General features: G+C 60.5%; 14 protein-coding genes and 1 tRNA gene. 3 read left to right on the top strand and 12 right to left on the bottom strand.

The window, feature by feature from the left end; all coding sequences use genetic code 11:
- Positions 1-155 precede the first annotated feature (155 nt).
- The 11 genes from HSX14_RS29970 to HSX14_RS29925 form a co-directional block, all read right to left on the bottom strand.
- Complete coding sequence (locus tag HSX14_RS29970; RefSeq protein ID WP_034021823.1) at positions 156-1,271, bottom strand: hypothetical protein; 1,116 nt, start codon at positions 1,269-1,271, stop codon at positions 156-158.
- Between the two features lie 133 nt (positions 1,272-1,404).
- Complete coding sequence (locus HSX14_RS31770) at positions 1,405-1,776, bottom strand: ubiquitination-like system serine protease family protein (RefSeq protein WP_346427668.1); 372 nt, start codon at positions 1,774-1,776, stop codon at positions 1,405-1,407.
- Between the two features lie 77 nt (positions 1,777-1,853).
- Positions 1,854-3,035 (bottom strand): ThiF family adenylyltransferase, encoded by a 1,182-nt coding sequence (locus HSX14_RS29965; protein WP_034021825.1) that lies wholly within the window; start codon positions 3,033-3,035, stop codon positions 1,854-1,856.
- A complete protein-coding gene (locus tag HSX14_RS29960) occupies positions 3,010-3,759 on the bottom strand; it encodes a multiubiquitin domain-containing protein (RefSeq protein ID WP_034021828.1) in 750 nt (249 codons plus the stop codon). Before HSX14_RS29960 ends, HSX14_RS29965 begins: the two co-directional genes overlap by 26 nt.
- A gap of 84 nt (positions 3,760-3,843) precedes the next feature.
- Entirely contained in the window at positions 3,844-4,734 is an 891-nt protein-coding gene (locus tag HSX14_RS29955; protein ID WP_173179476.1) for a PD-(D/E)XK nuclease family protein, read from the bottom strand.
- Between the two features lie 248 nt (positions 4,735-4,982).
- On the bottom strand, positions 4,983-5,786 hold the full coding sequence (gene istB, locus HSX14_RS29950; protein WP_011911830.1) for an IS21-like element ISPst3 family helper ATPase IstB: 804 nt from the start codon (positions 5,784-5,786) through the stop codon (positions 4,983-4,985).
- Positions 5,779-7,278 carry an IS21-like element ISPst3 family transposase gene (gene istA, locus HSX14_RS29945; protein ID WP_173180429.1) on the bottom strand — a complete coding sequence of 500 codons (1,500 nt, stop codon included), beginning with the start codon at positions 7,276-7,278 and terminating at the stop codon, positions 5,779-5,781. Before istA ends, istB begins: the two co-directional genes overlap by 8 nt.
- Before the next feature lie 92 nt (positions 7,279-7,370).
- Positions 7,371-9,839 carry a UvrD-helicase domain-containing protein gene (locus tag HSX14_RS29940; protein ID WP_228723515.1) on the bottom strand — a complete coding sequence of 823 codons (2,469 nt, stop codon included), beginning with the start codon at positions 9,837-9,839 and terminating at the stop codon, positions 7,371-7,373.
- Between the two features lie 2 nt (positions 9,840-9,841).
- Positions 9,842-10,411, bottom strand: a complete 570-nt coding sequence (locus HSX14_RS29935) for a hypothetical protein (RefSeq protein ID WP_034021834.1) — start codon at positions 10,409-10,411, stop codon at positions 9,842-9,844.
- Entirely contained in the window at positions 10,411-11,187 is a 777-nt protein-coding gene (locus tag HSX14_RS29930; RefSeq protein WP_034021837.1) for an RNA polymerase sigma factor, read from the bottom strand. Before HSX14_RS29930 ends, HSX14_RS29935 begins: the two co-directional genes overlap by 1 nt.
- 371 nt (positions 11,188-11,558) lie before the next feature.
- Positions 11,559-11,635, bottom strand: a tRNA-Arg gene (locus tag HSX14_RS29925).
- Positions 11,636-12,058: 423 nt separating this feature from the next.
- On the opposite strand from HSX14_RS29925, the gene gabD reads away from it, so the two are divergent.
- The 3 genes from gabD to HSX14_RS29910 all read left to right on the top strand — a co-directional run bounded on the left by gabD (position 12,059) and on the right by HSX14_RS29910 (position 16,394).
- The gene (gene gabD / locus HSX14_RS29920) at positions 12,059-13,510 is read left to right on the top strand and encodes an NADP-dependent succinate-semialdehyde dehydrogenase (protein ID WP_111263943.1); all 1,452 of its coding nucleotides are present in this window, start codon (positions 12,059-12,061) and stop codon (positions 13,508-13,510) included.
- A 176-nt stretch (positions 13,511-13,686) separates the two neighbouring features.
- Positions 13,687-14,967: a 4-aminobutyrate--2-oxoglutarate transaminase gene (gene gabT, locus HSX14_RS29915; protein WP_111263944.1), complete on the top strand. Its 1,281-nt coding sequence runs from the start codon at positions 13,687-13,689 to the stop codon at positions 14,965-14,967.
- Positions 14,968-15,179: 212 nt separating this feature from the next.
- Positions 15,180-16,394 carry an HDOD domain-containing protein gene (locus HSX14_RS29910; RefSeq protein ID WP_173177012.1) on the top strand — a complete coding sequence of 405 codons (1,215 nt, stop codon included), beginning with the start codon at positions 15,180-15,182 and terminating at the stop codon, positions 16,392-16,394.
- A gap of 4 nt (positions 16,395-16,398) precedes the next feature.
- Here the strand turns inward: HSX14_RS29910 and HSX14_RS29905 are convergent, their stop codons facing one another.
- Entirely contained in the window at positions 16,399-16,989 is a 591-nt protein-coding gene (locus HSX14_RS29905; RefSeq protein ID WP_173177010.1) for a 2-hydroxychromene-2-carboxylate isomerase, read from the bottom strand.
- Positions 16,990-17,101 lie beyond the last annotated feature (112 nt).

Here is a 17,101-nt window from a genome sequence, read left to right as displayed (position 1 = left end):
GAGCGCGTTTAAATCTCATGCTCTTTGGTTACGCTCTTCGAGTTGTTGCGTGCGTTTTTCCCATTATTGTTAGGCGTAGCGGCTGGAGCTGGATACCAGCAATCAGCCGAAAAATCGGATACGCATTGCGATCAGTCACCCGATCAGACGCTTGACTAATGTTGCGCCTCTTCAGTTTGGTTGCTGAAGATAGTGCCATGCAGGAACGTGTTTCGCTCTTGAGGACTCGTCAGCGAAAATTTGGCGATATGTGAATGAGCCATTTCTTTCAATTGCTCCTGCCACCTCTCCTTTAATTCTTGGTCTTTAATATTGCGTCCATCCAGAACCTCTATTGGAAATACCTCTGTTAGGTCCACGGGTAGAGCATGAACCGTGCCGATGCGAGAGCGTAAATTGGCCGAGCAAAGCTCTACCACTAGTCCAGTGATCCCCTTCCCCATCAGTTGCTTTAAAACCTTGATTTTATTCTTCGTCGTAAAATTCGTCGCTTTAAGCAGGGAGTTGTAATACGGCTTGAAGTGGTTGATCAGTCCCGCCTCCGCTAGCGACACGACTTCCTTACGACTCAACCGAACACTTCGGAGGCGATCGAAATGAGCCGAATCCTGCTGGGCGGAGGCTTGGGCATCAACATTAAAATCACCTCCATTACTAATGATCGTCCTGCCGTGCTCGAATCGATACAGCAATAGAAGCAACTCGCGCTCCGGGAAGTGCGTGGAGGTTTCGGCGAGGATTTGCTGAAATTTGCTATGCGAAAGCAAGCGATCTAGAGCAGTCCGCGACCCGGTTCGTCCAATACTCTGTCCCACATAGAGTACCTCCAGATCGGTATCATGCATTTCCAGCTCACTTTTAGCGTCCGCGATAATGACGTTTACCGCAATAAAGTGCTTGCCCTTTGGAGTCAGCACAATCAACGATGTACCATTAAGAGCTACTGCGACATCCTGAATGGTTATGCCATCCGGCACTGATGATGGGCTAATTTCATACACGAAGGGGACTGCACTCATCCCTTGTTCTCGCATCACCAAAAAATCTCCGGTGATAATCCGGCCATTTAAGGTGAACCCGTCGGGCTTCAAGTAAATACGTTGGCGGCGGACGATGAGATAGATGTTGCAGTCTAAAAGGGCGGCCTTGTGTGTCGGATTGTCTTTGACACGATAGAGATCCGCCGGCGTAAGCATTGCAGGGGAGCTTGAGTAGAGATGGGTAGCCCCTTCCATAGAAAACTGGCGGTTGATCTCGCCGAAACCGGTCATGCATTGCTCCAATAAGTCACGAGTTTAAAATTGCCAGTTGTTTTGGGTAAACCCACAGCCAGAAACAGCCATTCTTTCAAATCTGTTTTTGTCCCGTTGGTGGCGGTGGAGCTTCATCAGTCAAGATCGGCGGTCAAAGGCTGAGCCAGGCCTTAAGCCGAGTCCAGATGCTACGGGAGTGCGCAGTCGAACTCTGGCCACCAGTAGTGGAACCGGGTAACTCACGACGCACTTCATGCAGCGAGCCATAATGCGCAGCTTTGGCCTTCTTATCGCGTAGACGCTCCGCCTCTATCTGGCCTTGCGACCATGGCCCCGCCTCCAAAACTCGACCCCGCTGGATCACGTAGTGCGACCGGCACTTCTGATTCCAGTTGCCTACGGAGGGCTGAAGCGAGATGGACTCACCATCGAACGTCATCCGCCAGTCGGTCGGCGTGAATGGGGTTACCACGCGATCCCCGCAACCGCAGCAGCACGAGTGCACTGCGGTTGCGTAGTCCATCGAGATGTACAAGATGCCAGGCTCCAACTCGCGTGGAACGTTTCGCACAAAACGATGTTCCAGACTCAGATGGCGCATCATGATTGGTCTCCGTTGAGCAACATGCTCCCATCGGTTGTGTACGTGCTGTGATGCTCGCTCTCTAGGTCGCGGTAGAAGCCGCGGAGCTTTTTCCACTTCACTACTGCGAGGCAAGCATTCAACGCGTTCAGGTCGGCCACCTGGATATTGGATGCGTACACGTCCTGGCCTCCACCACCAGCGAAAGAGATGCGCCCTGCGTGGACATGCTCGCGTTTCGCCGGCGTGCTAGTCGTCACCCGCAGGATACCGCCCAAGCTACCGTTGCTAAGTTCAAGCCCCATCCCGACGTCGATGAAAGGCACACCAAGTGCTTCGAGCTTCGCCACCACGGCGCGCTTTTCTTCGCCCGCGTCCATGCTGATGAACGCAAACGTGATGCCGTCAAGCAGCCCCAGCGTCTCCGTTTTCATCTTCACGGGGTGAGCCACGATCCCGCGATGCATCCGTTCATAGATGCCCTTCAGGTAGTGCACCTTTTTAGGGGCGTCCCGCAACTCCTCGAGCGATGGCGCTCCGGGCGCGCGGAACGCGTTATGGGAAAGAAAGTCGTCATCGTCGAAGAGCCGGATTTCCCTCACCGGCGTTTTCGCGACCAGATCGAGGATGTACCCACCAGTACCACCTGCGCCGAGGATGCCCACCACCTCACCTTCCAGTTTGCTAGCTAGCGCGCCCAGGCCTACCCGGCTGGATGCTGTATCGAGATAGTTGAAGACGCTGGGCTCATTCTCATCATCAGCGCCACGGATCAGCCGTGGGCTGATACCGGGCTGCAAGACGGCCGCCGGGCCGGCCAAGATGGTCGCGTAGGTAGCCATCTTGGCGTAGTAGTCCGGGTAGCCATCCGGGTTGGGTTTACTGGAAAAGCTGTGCCTTGCGGTGAGCCCGTAACCGAGGTCGGTGTTGGGCGACGCATGGGAGATGCCTGGCAAGGGAGTCCCATTCGCGCTGCAGGGGAAGTCGCCGTCCCAGTGGATTACGTGTGTCTCTGGCTTGCGCGTCCGGTCCCCAGCCAAGTCAAGGCTGGACACCAGCGTGCCGGTGCGCACACGACATTGAGCGTCGACATAGGGCACTTCCAGCATCACTAGGAGACTCCCCTGAATGCGAACGAAGTAGCCCTCCGTACGCAACCGGGCCAGGTCGGCATTAAGACTGAACAGTTCGTGTGACATTGAAAATTGTCCCCTGTTTTTTGACTTCAACGGAGCCACCCTCAGCGAGTTCACCAGCGCGGGGGTGCGAGGCAGCATTGCGGTATGTCATCGAGAACTTGACGTTGGTCTCTGCCGGCGCGTTCGGATGGGACAACTTGACCACCTGTTCGAAGGTGACATGCTTGTCCGGCACAATCTCCTCGACAGCATTGACCACGATGACGTAGCCCTTTTGCGGCTTTAGGGCGGTGATAAACCGCTCAATGCCAGGGTTGTCGAGATTGATCCTGTCATCCGGCTCGATGAGGATGTCTTCGCCGCCTCGTACTTCCAGGAAGATGGCCTCTTCGGGCGAGGCGTCGGCTAGGTCATACAGAACGCTGCCCAGCAGCTCCGGGTGCCCCCAGGCCATCTGGCGATCGTTCAAAGAGAACTTGAAGGCGCGGTCGGACTTGAACGCAATGAAGCGCTCAGCACCCTTGCCTCGCAGATCCACTGTCTCGTCGAGACGAACGTCCTCAAAATCGCCCGAGGCGAGAAGTGCATAGAGTTGATAGTCGCTTCGGCGATCGAGCCCCGCGCTATCCAGGATTTGCCGGCCGGTGGGTACCGGGTCAGGCACGTCGATGTTGCGGAAGGTCAGTCCTTCCAAGCCGAAGCGGATGCGATAGGCGCCGGCCTCTCGCAGTGGACGATCCTCACGGATTGCGTCACCAACGTCGTCAAACGGAGAGTTTTTCATATGGTCCTCTAAAGTGTTGCGACAGAGTTTTTTCTGCCTTCAACTCTTTAATCGGACCCAGCGACTGCCGCCGGTAAACTTTTTTCAGAATTGTTTTGAGAGGGTTCCAGGGGGGACTGCACCACACACGAAAAAGGCCGGGCAGTTCGGGCAAGTGGCGTCCGAAGTATTTGTTCGGAACTGGCCGCCTCGGATTCCGCGGAAAATCTCGCCCAATTTTTCTTGGCGATTGCTCAACTCTTTGGTGCTGAGTTTCAACGGCTTGCTTTCAGCATCAGCTAGGTAGACCAGTTCCAGCTCGGCACCCGGGAACTCCGCTTGGGCCGCTAGTACAAATGCAGCTGCACCGACGTCCTTGCTGTCACGGCTGGGCGCATGGCCAGTTCTCACCCGGCGTATGGCCCGCTTTCCGTCTTTCACGAGGACATCATCCGGTGTTACTTCGATCTCATGGCCGTCTAGCACAATTCGCAGCGGGGTCGGAGCTTCAACCTGCGCGCCAGCCCTCGATGCCAGGAAGTATTGGAGCATGGTGGAGGCTATCGCACGGTAGTCATCGAAATAGCCATGTTCATGAAGCCCCTGAGCCGCGAAGGCCTGAGAAAGCAGATCCTCCCACTCAGCACTAGAGCTGCCCTGCGCGACGATCTTCCGGTAGACCTCACGAATCGCTTCATGCATATGCATAAATGAACTCATGCCGCGCCGGCCACCCACCTGAAGCAAGTGTGTGTAGAGGAATCGCCGTGCACACGATTCGTAAAGCGCGACCGCATCTGAGCTGAACCGCGGGGTTCCCGAGAAGACGATGGGTATTTGCGTATCGTCCGGGGCAGGAGGTAATACAGTAGTAGGCGTGACGGCGCGCCGTTGAGCTGGACCAATGCGATCCAGGAACTGCGATAGCGGCCTGGCACGCCCATTCGATGTTGAGGTCGCTCCGTAAAACGCCAGGCGTGTCTTCGCCCGGGACATTGCGACGTAGAACAAGCACTCCTGCTCTTCGTTGTGGGCCGCCTGTGCAATGTCTGTTGGCGCTGATGGAAAATTGACCCACCCTGCCGATTGAAATTTGACCCAGGGCGGATTGCTGATTTTGTTACCAGCAACTGTGGATAAGTCTACCAGCGCAGCTGCTGTTGCCCCCACTCCTTCGCTAGCCCAGTTCAGTTGTTTAAGACCTGCCACACGCAGCCATGTAGCAGGCCGTCGTCGCCATGAAATCAGAACGGCTCATCGTCCTCCGGTTCCTGGCCGCCCTTACGCTTTCGCTCCCGTGATTTGATCTTGGCCTGGGCCGCCAAGCTACTGTGTTGCAGGCGATAGGACTCGTTACCGGTTTCGACGATGTGGCAGTGGTGGGTCAGCCGATCCAGCAGGGCGGTGGTCATCTTGGCGTCGCCGAACACGCTCGACCATTCGGCGAAGCTCAGGTTGGTGGTGATCACCACGCTGGTGTGTTCGTACAGCTTGGACAGCAGGTGAAACAGCAACGCACCGCCAGCCTGGCTGAACGGCAGATAACCCAGTTCGTCGAGGATGACCAGATCCATGCGCAGCAGTGCCTGGGCGATCCGCCCGGCTTTGCCGTCGTGTTTTTCGCGCTCCAGCAGATTGACCAGATCGACCGTGGAGTAGAAGCGCACGCGCTTACCGTGCCGGGTGATGCCGGACACGGCCAGCGCGGTGGCTAGGTGGGTTTTACCGGTGCCTGGCCCACCGATCAGCACCACGTTCTGCGCGGTGTCGGTAAAGGCCAGGCTGGCCAGCTCGCTGATCAGGCGTGCGTCGGCGCTAGAGGCGTTGAAATCGAAGCTGGCCAGATCGCGGTGCATCGGCAGCTTGGCCATGTTCATCTGGTGGCTCACCGAGCGCATGGCGCGATCTGTGTGCTCTTGTTCCAGCAGGTGTTCGAGCAGCCACTTGGATGAGGCTGTGTTCGACTCACCCTGTGCAGTTAACTCCGCCCAGGCCGTGGCCATGCCGTGCAGGCGCAGTTCCTTGAGTTCCGCCATCAAATCACGCATGACCGATCTCCTTGGTCTGGCCACGCAGGCGGTCGTAGCGCGCCGTGTTGGCGACGGGGGCTTCCTTGAGCGACAAGTGGGTTTCGACGCTGGGTGGTGGTTCGGATGCTGTCAGCCGTGCCACGACATTGAGGATGTGTTCGGCGCTCAGGCTGCCGCTCTCCAGTACCAGCTCAACGGCTACCAGCACGGCATCGAGTCCGGCGACCGGTACGGCAGCCAGGACTTGCGCCATGATCCGGTCACCGCCGGCATGACGCCCCAGACCGTGCTTAAGCTGACGCAGCGGCGCCGGCAGATCAGCAAAGGGCGCGCCGTTGCGCAGCGCACCGGGCTTGCGTTCGATCAGCGGGAGGTAGTGCTGCCAGTCATAGCTGACCTGGTCGCGATCCAGCAAGCGGACATGGCTGGCGATCAGCGCGTCGTCAGCCACCACCTCGATTCGCGTCGGATACAAACGGCTGCTGACCCACTTACCCGCGTACTCACACGGCACCGAGTAGCGGTTGCGCCCGACGCTGACCAGGCAGGTGCTGGAGACCCGCGCAGGCCGCTCGACGTAACCGTCGAATGGCGCTGGCACAGGCATCAGTTCAGCGCGCTCCAACTCCAGCACTTCGGCCACACTCAGCCCGCTGTATTGAGGGTGCGTCAGCTCGTTCCAAAGCGCGCGGCAGCGCTGGCCCAGCCAGGCATTGAGTTCCTCGAAGGAGTGAAACTGGCAGTCCTGGGCGTCTAGCCAGATACGCCTGCGGCTGTCTTGCACGTTCTTTTCAACGATGCCCTTTTCCCAACCAGCGGCGACGTTGCAGAAGTCCGGATCGAACAGGTAATGCGCGCACATCACCGCAAAGCGCGCATTCACCGCCCGGCCTTTGCCCTTATTGACCTTGTCGACGGCGGTCTTCATGTTGTCGTAGATGCCCCGGCGCGGCACGCCGCCCAAGGAGCCGAACGAGCGTGTATGGGCGTCAAATAACATCTCATGGCCCTGGCTCGGATACGCCACAAGCCAGAACGCACGGCTGGCACACAGCTTCAGATGTGCCACCTGCATACGCCGGTAAATGCCGCCGACCAGCAAGCCTTCCTCGCTCCAGTCAAACTGAAACGCCTCGCCAAGAGCAAAGGTCAGCGGCACAAAGGCCTGCGACGCCTTGCCCTGTCCCCCTCGCCAGGCACGGATAAACGCGGTGAGCTGGCTGTAGCCACCGTCATAACCATCGGCTTTGATTTGCGCCAACAGCGCCTTGGCACTGCGCCGCTGTTGCTTGGGGCGCAGAGAATCGGCTTTTAGCGCCTGCTCTAGCGTGGCGTGAAAAGGGCTGAGTTTGTTAAAGATCGCGCGGCGTTGGTAGACCGGCGGCTTGGCCTCAGGTGCTCTGACCCACTTGCGAATCGTGTTGCGCGCCAACCCGGTGCGCTTGGCTATCTCATGCAGCGACAGCTTGTCGCGGAAATACATCCGGCGGATTTTGCCCATCATTTCCATACTGATCACCCTGTGTTCTCCTGCTCAAAAATTGAGCAGAAGCAGTTGAACACCTGGGTCAGTTTTCAGTCGGCAGAACAGCCTCTACTGGGTCAGTTTTCGGTCAGCGGCAACACAATGTCCTCTGCGCGCCCTTGACCACCTGCGACCATGCCTGCGGGTGGGGGACACTTTGATGTCCGAAGCGCCCCTGGGATAGAGTCCTTATTGACGCCGGCAATGTGAACCGCTGGAAATTCCAACCCTTTCGAGCCGTGGATAGTCATCAGGCGAACCGCATCAATCCCCTGGGCTGCCATTGGTAGCTGCCTCAAGTCTCTATCGTCCCGAAGGCGCAGCAGTCTCCTCACGCGATCAGAAAGCCGCTGGATCGGGAGACCCTGGCCGTTCGGCTGCGCCCGAACGAAGTTCATGAACTGCCAGATTGCGATGCCCTGAGCCTGGTCCGAGACGCTGGCTGAAGAAGCGATGCGGGCTGCTTGTCTAGTCCGGTCGAGCAGAAGGGTTGCCAGCACGATCCAAGGTTGGGAGGTCGCGTCGAAGCCTGCAAGAGCTGCATTGAGGGAAGAAAGAGCAGTCTGACCAGCAGGTGTCAGTTCAGCTGGAATGCTAAGTCGCCAAGCGCCAGGTTCCGCGTCGGTACCTCGTAGATGCTCGAAGACACAAACAGCGTCCTCCAAGCTCATGGCGAATTCTGGCCAGCAAGCCGTCCGGATCATCCCCATCGCGCGCCGATCCACGAGTAGCGACAGCACCGCGACGAGGTCTTTTACTTCCGGACGCTCAAACAGGCTGCCCAGGAAAAGCACTGGAATGCCGGCACGCTCGAGCTCACGTCCGACGTCCGAAAGTCGATCGTTGCCCCGGCAAAGGACTGCCTGGTCCCGATACCGATAGCCCGACTGACGAAGCTCTTGAATGCCATCAGCGATGGCCGAGGTCAGCAGGGAGGCGTTGTCCACTGTGATGATTTCGGGCAGCTTTCCGCTTGGACCTCTATCCGCCTCAAGGGCCTCTTCTCCATCAGCTGCGGACATACCTGCAGCAAAAGCAGAAAAGGCATGGACAACTTCAGGGGTGGAACGGTAGTTGATTTTCAGGCTGTCCCGTACCGCGCCAGGGAAATCTTGGCAACCGAAGCGGGCCATGTTGAACGAAGAGGCGCCGCGGAACCGATAGATCGACTGCTTGGCGTCCCCCACCACCCAGAGGTTATTGCCTGACGGCTTCAGTGTCGCAAGAAGCCGAACGCTACTGTGGTTCACGTCCTGATACTCGTCGACCAGAATGTGGTCATAGTCGCTCTGCAACTGCCTTCGAACGGCTTCATCGCTCTCCAGTAGTTGAACCGGGCGCATAACCAGGTCGCCAAAGTCGACACACTGAGCGAGTGTTTTGAGCTCTTCATAGCGAGCGTAGACCTTGGCAACTTCTGCCGCTTTCTCCGCAGCCTCCACCTCGCTCGGGTTACTCGCCGCGTTAGCCATTGCATTGGCCAGCGCAAGATAGCCCGCCGCATCAACAACTTCATCCTTGGCGCGTGAGACCGCGGTCAGGATTTCAGCAGCTGTCTGAGATGGATCGTAAAGGTTGCGATAGTGGGTCAGGCCTAGCCGAGGAAATTCGTTTTCAAGCAATTCTACTGCTTCGGTTCGGTCCATCAGGCGGGGATCGACCGGAAGGCCACATCGGTCGTTGAATCGTCTGAGGATGTCCAGTCCAAAGCTATGGAAGGTCCCAATGCAGAGCGCTGCGGCTTCCGCTGGCCGCTTCAGCGCGATCCGCTCGGACATCTCCGCAGCGGCCTTGTTCGAGAAGGTCAGGAGAAGGATACGTCTTGGATCTACCCCCTCATCCAACAAGCTCTCAACTCGCGCCACCAGCGTGCGGGTCTTTCCGGTGCCCGGTCCAGCTTGGAGAAGGAACGCGTCCCCGCGATGGTTGGCTGCCGTTTTTTGCTTCTCGTTGAGTGGAATTTCGACAGGCGCTTCTGCAGCAACTACTGGCACAGGGGGGAGCAAAAGCGCATCAAGCATCTGCTGTGCGACGACCTCGAAGGGGGCACTCAACCGGTTTGCAATCTCCGAGCAGGTCTGGCCTTGAGTAACGTGCAAATCAAAGACTCGCGACCGTGGCAGCAGCAACTCTCTCGCGAAGAGGTCCATCTGGACTTCTCGGCGCTGCCTTCGGCTGTAATCGACTACGCGCTCCATGCCAACTGGCGCAGCCTCAGAGGTTCGCGCTGGATCGATCTGAAATGCTGACCCCTCCTCTTCCTCACCATCGCCTAGCTCGGCGTGCCCGATTTCATGGGCGACGAGAAAGGCTTGCTCGAACGGTGTCCCTAAGTCCTCATGAACAATCAGCTGCAAGGCGGCATCAAACGTTGCGCGCGCCCCGTCCAGGATTGAAGCACCAGGGAGGCACCTTTCAACCGTGATGCCCAGCGTCTCCGCTATGTATTCGGCTAACTGATAAGGAGACCATGGATCGCTGCCGTGTTCGACTGCTTCATAATGCAAGCGCTTCGCATGCTGGCGAGCGAGTTCTAGTTGGTCCATGGTCAGTCATCGTCGTGGAGCAGTCGTGAAATGCGCTCCTCATCCATCCCCGCCTCTCTTAAAAGGCGTTCAAGCGGGACTTTTTCGGCCGGGGCTGGCTTGTCATCTGACTTGTTTGCACGAAGCGCTGATGCCTGCGCAGGCAAGAGGAGAAACGACTGAACAACAGAGACTGATGTTTGTAGCGCGTTAGCTAAGCGCTCGAGGAACCGGCTTGGCAACGTCGCAACATCTATTCGTCGCTCGCGAATGGCGACGCCGACCTGCATGGGTAATCCGAGAGCTTTGGCTGCTAAAGCGAAGGTCCTTGGCGAGGCGGCCTGCAGGATTTCCACCGTGACTACGGACTCGCGGAGCCGGCCCATTTTAGCGCTCACGGCGGCGAGCTCTTGGGCGCTGAGCGGAAGGTCCTCGTCGACTTGCCGGGAAAGCTCTCTGGCGAGATCGACAAGGTCGGCAGCGAACTGGGGATAGTCGGCAAGATACTTTTTGAGGACCTCGGACCCTGGCTCGAAATCCATCGCGAAAGCGTTCATGACGTCTTCGCTAGAAATTGGCGAACGCTTAGTCATCACAGTCCCCCCTTGCGTTCAAGACGCAGTCGCAGAGTCGCAAAGGCCTTGTCGCGGTGCGTACGGATGGTTTTCTCGCTCTTGCCCAGTGCTTTGCTTATGGTCACGACAGAGGGGTCTTGCGAGTCGATGGGAATCTCTTGGCGCCACATTTCGACGATTCTTCTTTGGAGTTCAGGCAGACTATCAATCTCTTCGTCGAGCCGTAGCCGGTAAAATTTTTCGTCGAGCTCGCGGGGGTCAAAAGGGTCGTAGCCACCAATTGCCTCGTCCAGGGCGTTGTAAGCACCATCCTCATCCGTGCCCAGCTCTTCACTCTGGCTATCACGCTTCCAATGGCGATCACTGGCATCCTTTCGGTCTTTGGCGATGGCCGAGTTAAAGTTTATCTCGTAGTAATCCAAGCGGTCGTCATAGGACGCTCGATCGCTGAGCAGCAGGTCAACGAAATGGTCGACGACATCATCTCGGATGTTTGTCTTGGTAAGTGAGGCTGTGGCCTCGCCTGCATTCTCGGCGCGAGGCAGGAGAAGGTAAACGCGCTGGAGTAGAAGCTCAGTTAGCCTTTCGCGATGCATCCCGGCTCCCACGTTCCGGACAAAGTGCACCAACACTTCCGGTGAGACAAAGCCGGGGGAGGTGCGGGAGCAAATGGACGCTCTGCGCTCAAGTTCGGAGGGGCTAACGGCCGTCAAATCATGAATTTCGGCTTCGACGGCCGGACGCCGCTGATACAACGTTCCATCAAGTTTGATCTTGCGAAGGGGACGCGCCACGGCTACTCCTTTGTCTGCTAAAGCCTTCCGTGAGGTACTCCACAAAATGTAACACCACAGCACTGCTTGATGCTGTTGCCAGCCGCTGCATAGACAGGTTTTTTAGTTGTTGGCGATGACCGATGCTGCTATGCGGCTGGTGGGCAACGAGCTAGTACTCGCGCCGCCGCAGAGGCGCGGGATGTGAACAGGCCGTGTGGCACGAATTAGGCACAGAATTGGCACAGCCCGAAAACCAACCTCAAAAGGGCCGTTTGGGCAGTACTCATTGCCTGTTGCGAACGTCGCCAGAATTAGCTTCGGCGCTAGGATTGGTTGGTGCGGAGTGATGGTTCGGGCTTCTGTAAAAAACCCAATAAATCAAATAGATATGGCGCACCAGGCGGGATTCGAACCCACGACCCCCGCCTTCGGAGGGCGGTACTCTATCCAGCTGAGCTACTGGTGCGTATGTGTTGCGGCGGTCTATTTGACCATTAGCTGACACCCGTCTCAACTCGACGAGTATTGCCTTCGGAGGGCAGTACTCTATCCAGCTGAGCTACGGATGCTTGAAGAGGCGCGCAATGATACCTGCAAGGGCTGCCAGCGTCCACGCTGGCACGAATGTTCGTGATTTCGAACGAAAATGACGCTCGTGCTCGATTCTGCACAGTAAAACCTGCAAAATTTTCCCTTTTTCGTCTGTTTTATCGAACAGGCTATTGCCCTTTACCCCCTCTGGCCCTAGGATTCGTTTGAGATTTCAAACGCCCCTTGCAAACGCCAAGTCAGGCCGTTCCAATCGGATCCCCCTCCTGGCCAATCCCGTGTTGGCCGAACAAAAACAACGTGCCCCCGGCTCCTTGTAACCGGTGTGAAGGAGACAGCGATGCAATTGAAAGATGCCACCCTGTTCCGCCAGAAAGCCTATATCGATGGCGCCTGGCTGGACGCCGACAGCGGCCAGACCATCAAGGTCAACAACCCGGCAACGGGCGAGATCCTCGGCACCGTGCCGAAGATGGGCACCGCCGAGACCCGTCGTGCCATCGAAGCGGCCGACAAGGCCCTGCCGGCCTGGCGTGCGCTGACCGCCAAGGAGCGCGCCAACAAGCTGCGCCGCTGGTACGAGCTGATGATCGAGAACCAGGACGACCTCGGTCGCCTGATGACCCTCGAGCAGGGCAAGCCGCTGGCCGAAGCCAAGGGTGAGATCGCCTACGCCGCCTCCTTCATCGAATGGTTCGCCGAAGAAGCCAAGCGCATCTACGGCGACGTGATTCCCGGCCACCAGCCGGACAAGCGCCTGATCGTCATCAAGCAGCCCATCGGCGTCACCGCGGCCATCACCCCGTGGAACTTCCCCGCCGCGATGATCACCCGCAAGGCCGGCCCGGCCCTGGCTGCCGGCTGCACCATGGTGCTCAAGCCCGCCTCGCAGACCCCGTACTCCGCCCTGGCCCTGGCCGAGCTGGCCGAGCGCGCCGGCATCCCGAAAGGTGTGTTCAGCGTGGTCACCGGCAGCGCCGGCGAAGTGGGTGGCGAGCTGACCAGCAACCCCATCGTGCGCAAGCTGTCCTTCACCGGCTCCACCGAGATCGGCCGCCAGCTGATGGCTGAATGCGCCCAGGACATCAAGAAGGTGTCCCTGGAGCTGGGCGGCAACGCGCCCTTCATCGTCTTCGATGACGCCGACCTCGACGCCGCCGTCGATGGCGCGCTGATCTCCAAGTACCGCAACAACGGCCAGACCTGCGTCTGTGCCAACCGCCTGTACGTGCAGGACGGCGTGTACGACGCCTTCGTCGAGAAGCTGAAGGTGGCCGTGGCCAAGCTGAAGATCGGCAACGGCCTGGAAGAGGGCATCACCACCGGCCCGCTGATCGACGAGAAGGCCGTGGCCAAGGTCCAGGAGCACATCCAGGACGCGGTCAGCAAAGGCGCCAAGGTCGTCTCCGGCGGCAAGCCCCACGCCCTGGGCGGCACCTTCTTCGAGCCGACCATCCTGGTCGACGTACCGAAAACCGCCGCCGTGGCCAAGGAAGAGACCTTCGGCCCGCTGGCCCCGCTGTTCCGCTTCAAGGACGAGGCCGAAGTCATCGCCATGTCCAACGACACCGAGTTCGGCCTGGCCTCCTACTTCTACGCCCGTGACCTGGGCCGCGTGTTCCGCGTGGCCGAGGCGCTGGAGTACGGCATGGTGGGCATCAACACCGGCCTGATCTCCAACGAAGTGGCGCCCTTCGGCGGCATCAAGGCCTCGGGCCTGGGTCGTGAAGGCTCCAAGTACGGCATCGAGGATTACCTGGAGATCAAGTACCTCTGCCTCGGCGGTATCTGAATCTGATGCAAAGACGGGGCAAGGCGCGAAAGAGCGCGCGGCGCCCCAGCGGTACCCATGAACCACATCGAGCCTCCGGCAGGCCCGCGCAGTCGATCATCGAATGCTGCGCTGCAACCTGCCGGGGGCATTCATCCTTGAAGCTGCGCCGCCCGATGAGCGGCCGTGAGGAACCCATGAGCAAGACCAACGAATCCCTGCTGCAACGCCGTGCCGCCGCCGTCCCCCGTGGCGTGGGCCAGATCCACCCGGTCGTCGCCGAGCGCGCCGAGAACGCCACCGTCTGGGACGTGGAAGGTCGCGAGTACATCGACTTCGCCGGCGGCATCGCCGTGCTGAACACCGGCCACCTGCACCCCAAAGTGGTCGCCGCCGTCCAGGAGCAGCTGACCAAGCTGTCCCACACCTGCTTCCAGGTGCTGGCCTACGAGCCCTACATCGAGCTCTGCGAAGAGATCGCCAAGCGCGTACCGGGTGACTTCGCCAAGAAGACCCTGCTGGTCACCTCCGGCTCCGAAGCCGTCGAGAACGCCGTGAAGATCGCCCGTGCCGCCACCGGCCGCGCCGGCGTGATCGCCTTCACCGGCGCCTACCACGGCCGCACCATGATGACCCTGTCGCTGACCGGCAAGGTGGTCCCGTACTCCGCCGGCATGGGCCTGATGCCCGGTGGCGTGTTCCGCGCCCTGGCGCCCTGCGAGCTGCACGGCGTGAGCGAAGACGACTCCATCGCCAGCATCGAGCGCATCTTCAAGAACGACGCCCAGCCCCAGGACATCGCCGCGATCATCATCGAGCCGGTGCAGGGTGAAGGCGGCTTCTACGTCAACTCCAAGCCCTTCATGCAGCGCCTGCGCGCCCTGTGCGACCAGCACGGCATCCTGCTGATCGCTGACGAAGTGCAGACCGGCGCCGGCCGTACCGGCACCTTCTTCGCCACCGAGCAACTGGGCGTGATCCCGGACCTGACCACATTCGCCAAGTCCGTCGGCGGCGGCTTCCCCATCTCCGGCGTGTGCGGCAAGGCCGAGATCATGGACGCCATCGCTCCCGGCGGCCTGGGCGGCACCTACGCCGGCAGCCCGATCGCCTGCGCCGCGGCCCTGGCCGTGCTCAAGGTGTTCGACGAAGAGAAACTGCTGGAGCGCAGCCAGGCCGTGGGCGAGCGCCTCAAGGCCGGCCTGCGTGAAATCCAGGCCAAGCACAAGGTCATCGGCGATGTCCGCGGCCTCGGCTCCATGGTCGCGATCGAACTGTTCGAAGGCGGCGACGAGAGTAAGCCGGCTGCCGAGCTGGTCGGCAAGATCGTCGCCAAGGCGCGCGACAAGGGCCTGATCCTGCTGTCCTGCGGCACCTACTACAACGTCATCCGCTTCCTGATGCCGGTCACCATTCCCGATGCGCAGCTCGACAAAGGCCTGGCCATTGTCGCCGAGTGCTTCGACGAACTCGCCTGAGGCTCACCAGCCAGGCGTACTTGAGACCCGCTTCGGCGGGTCTTTTTTTGCCCTGGATCAAGGCCTACACCTGGCGGTGGTCAATACCCTCAAAAGGCCACTACCCAGCCCATGGGGCGCGGTTTAGACTGCGCGCTCGCTTTTTTTGCCAACTCCATCGCATTCCGACTTCCAGGGCACGCCCCTGGATCGCGCTGCCCTTCGAGGTTCACATGCCAGCCCACGCCAAGGTCCCGGAAATCCTGATTGCCGAGGCCGACCCCTGGACGGCGGACCTGCTCGCGCAACTGGTGCTGGATGTACGTGGCGATGCCAGCCTGGTGCGCGTCACCGACACCCAGGCGGCCCTGGCCCGCTGCAAGCGGCGCCTGCCCGACCTGGTGATCGCCGATGGCGAGCTGCAGGGCGGCGGCGGCCTCGAGCTGCTGCGCCAGCTCCGGCGCCACCCGCGTACCCCGGTGCTGCCTTTCGTCCTCATCAGCGAGAAGGTCGACGCCAGCAGCGTGCGCGCCGCGCTGCCCCTGGCGCCCAGCGCCTACCTGGGCAAGCCCTTCAATGCCGAAGGCCTGCGCCAGCGCCTGGGTACCCTGCTGCCAGGGGCCGACCAGGGCCGCAGTGCCGTGGCACCGCTGCTGGTCGGCACCCTCAGGGAATACCTCGACAGCGTGCGGGAGGAAGGGCAGGGCGCGCCGCTGCTCAGCGATGTGCGCGACGCCGTCAGCCAGTGCCTGCAGGCCAGCGATGTCGACCTGCGCGACCTCGACGACGTCTTCTCCCGCGACCCGCAGATCACCGCCAAGCTCATCGCCGCCGCCAACAGCGCCGCCCACCACCTGGGCATGCCCTGCCAGACCCTCGGCCAGGCACTGCACCGCCTGGGTGTCACCCGCGTGCTCAACCTGGTGCTCGGCATGGCCCTGGAACGCAACGCCCACCTGCATGACCCGCGCCTCGCCGAGCTGGCCGAGATCGCCTGGAAGTCATCCCAGCGCAGTGCCGAGCTGGGCTACTGGATGGCCAGCGAGCTCGACCTGGATGCCGAGCTCTGCTACACCGCCGGCCTGCTGCACAACATGGGCGAACTGGCCCTGCTGCGCAGCCTGCAGGACTGGCAGGACGCCGGGGGCGAACTCGGTGATGAAGAGCTGCTGGAAACCCTGCGCAAGCGCGCCGCCAGCTTCGGCTCCGCGCTGCGCATCCGCTGGCGCCTGCCCTTCGGCCTGCGCGAGCTGGTGGCCGCCTTCTACGGCCTGGGGGCCGGGGTCTTCTCCCGCGAGGCGCTGGTGATGAACCTCTGTGCCGGGCTGCTGCGCCTGCCCGTGGGGCAGGATGTCGGCGCGCTGCTGGAAGAGCGCGCCGCGCGCCTGCTGCGCCTCGACCCCGACCTGCTGCGGCGTCTGCCCGCCCGGCTGTTGCAGGCCGCCTGAGGCCTCAGTCCAGGGCCTCCTCGATGAAGTCGAGGCGGTCCTGGCCGAAGAACATGTCGTTGCCGACGAAGCAGGTCGGCGCCCCGAACACCCCGCGCTTCACCGCCTCCTCGGTGGCTGCCTTCAGGGCGTCCTTCACCGCCTGGTCACCCACCAGCGCCAGCAGCGCCTGCGGATCGAAACCGGCTTCGACCAGGGTCGCGCCGAGGATCGCCGGGTCGCCCAGGTTGCGCCGCTCCTGCCACATCGCCCTGAACATCGCCTCCAGGTAGGCCTCGAAGCGCTCCGGCTGGTGCAGCTGGATGCCGATGGCGCCGCGCATCAGCGTCAGCGTGTTGATGGGAAAGTGCGGGTTGAACACCAGCGGCACGCCATAGCGCCTGGCGTAGCGGTCCAGGTCGATCATCGAATAGCGGCCCTTCACCGGCACCGCATTGGGCGAGGCATTGCCCGTGGCCTGGAACACCCCGCCCAGCAGCATTGGCCGATACACCAGGGTCGCGCCCTTGCGGGCACACAGGGCAGGTAGCTGGGTCCAGGCCAGGTAGCTGGCCGGGCTGCCCAGATCGAAGAAGAATTCGACGCTCTTGTTCATGGTTTTTCTCTTTCTTGTCAGCGAATTCGTGAGGCCGCGCGAGCTACGTTCAGGCTAGGCGGCGGACCCGGGTGAAAGCGGAGTTGGCTTCTGCCAATGAGCATTTCGCACG

Source organism: Pseudomonas tohonis, from assembly GCF_012767755.2.
In the GTDB taxonomy this organism is placed as follows: domain Bacteria; phylum Pseudomonadota; class Gammaproteobacteria; order Pseudomonadales; family Pseudomonadaceae; genus Metapseudomonas; species Metapseudomonas tohonis.
This window is presented reverse-complemented; position numbering and strand designations above follow the sequence as displayed.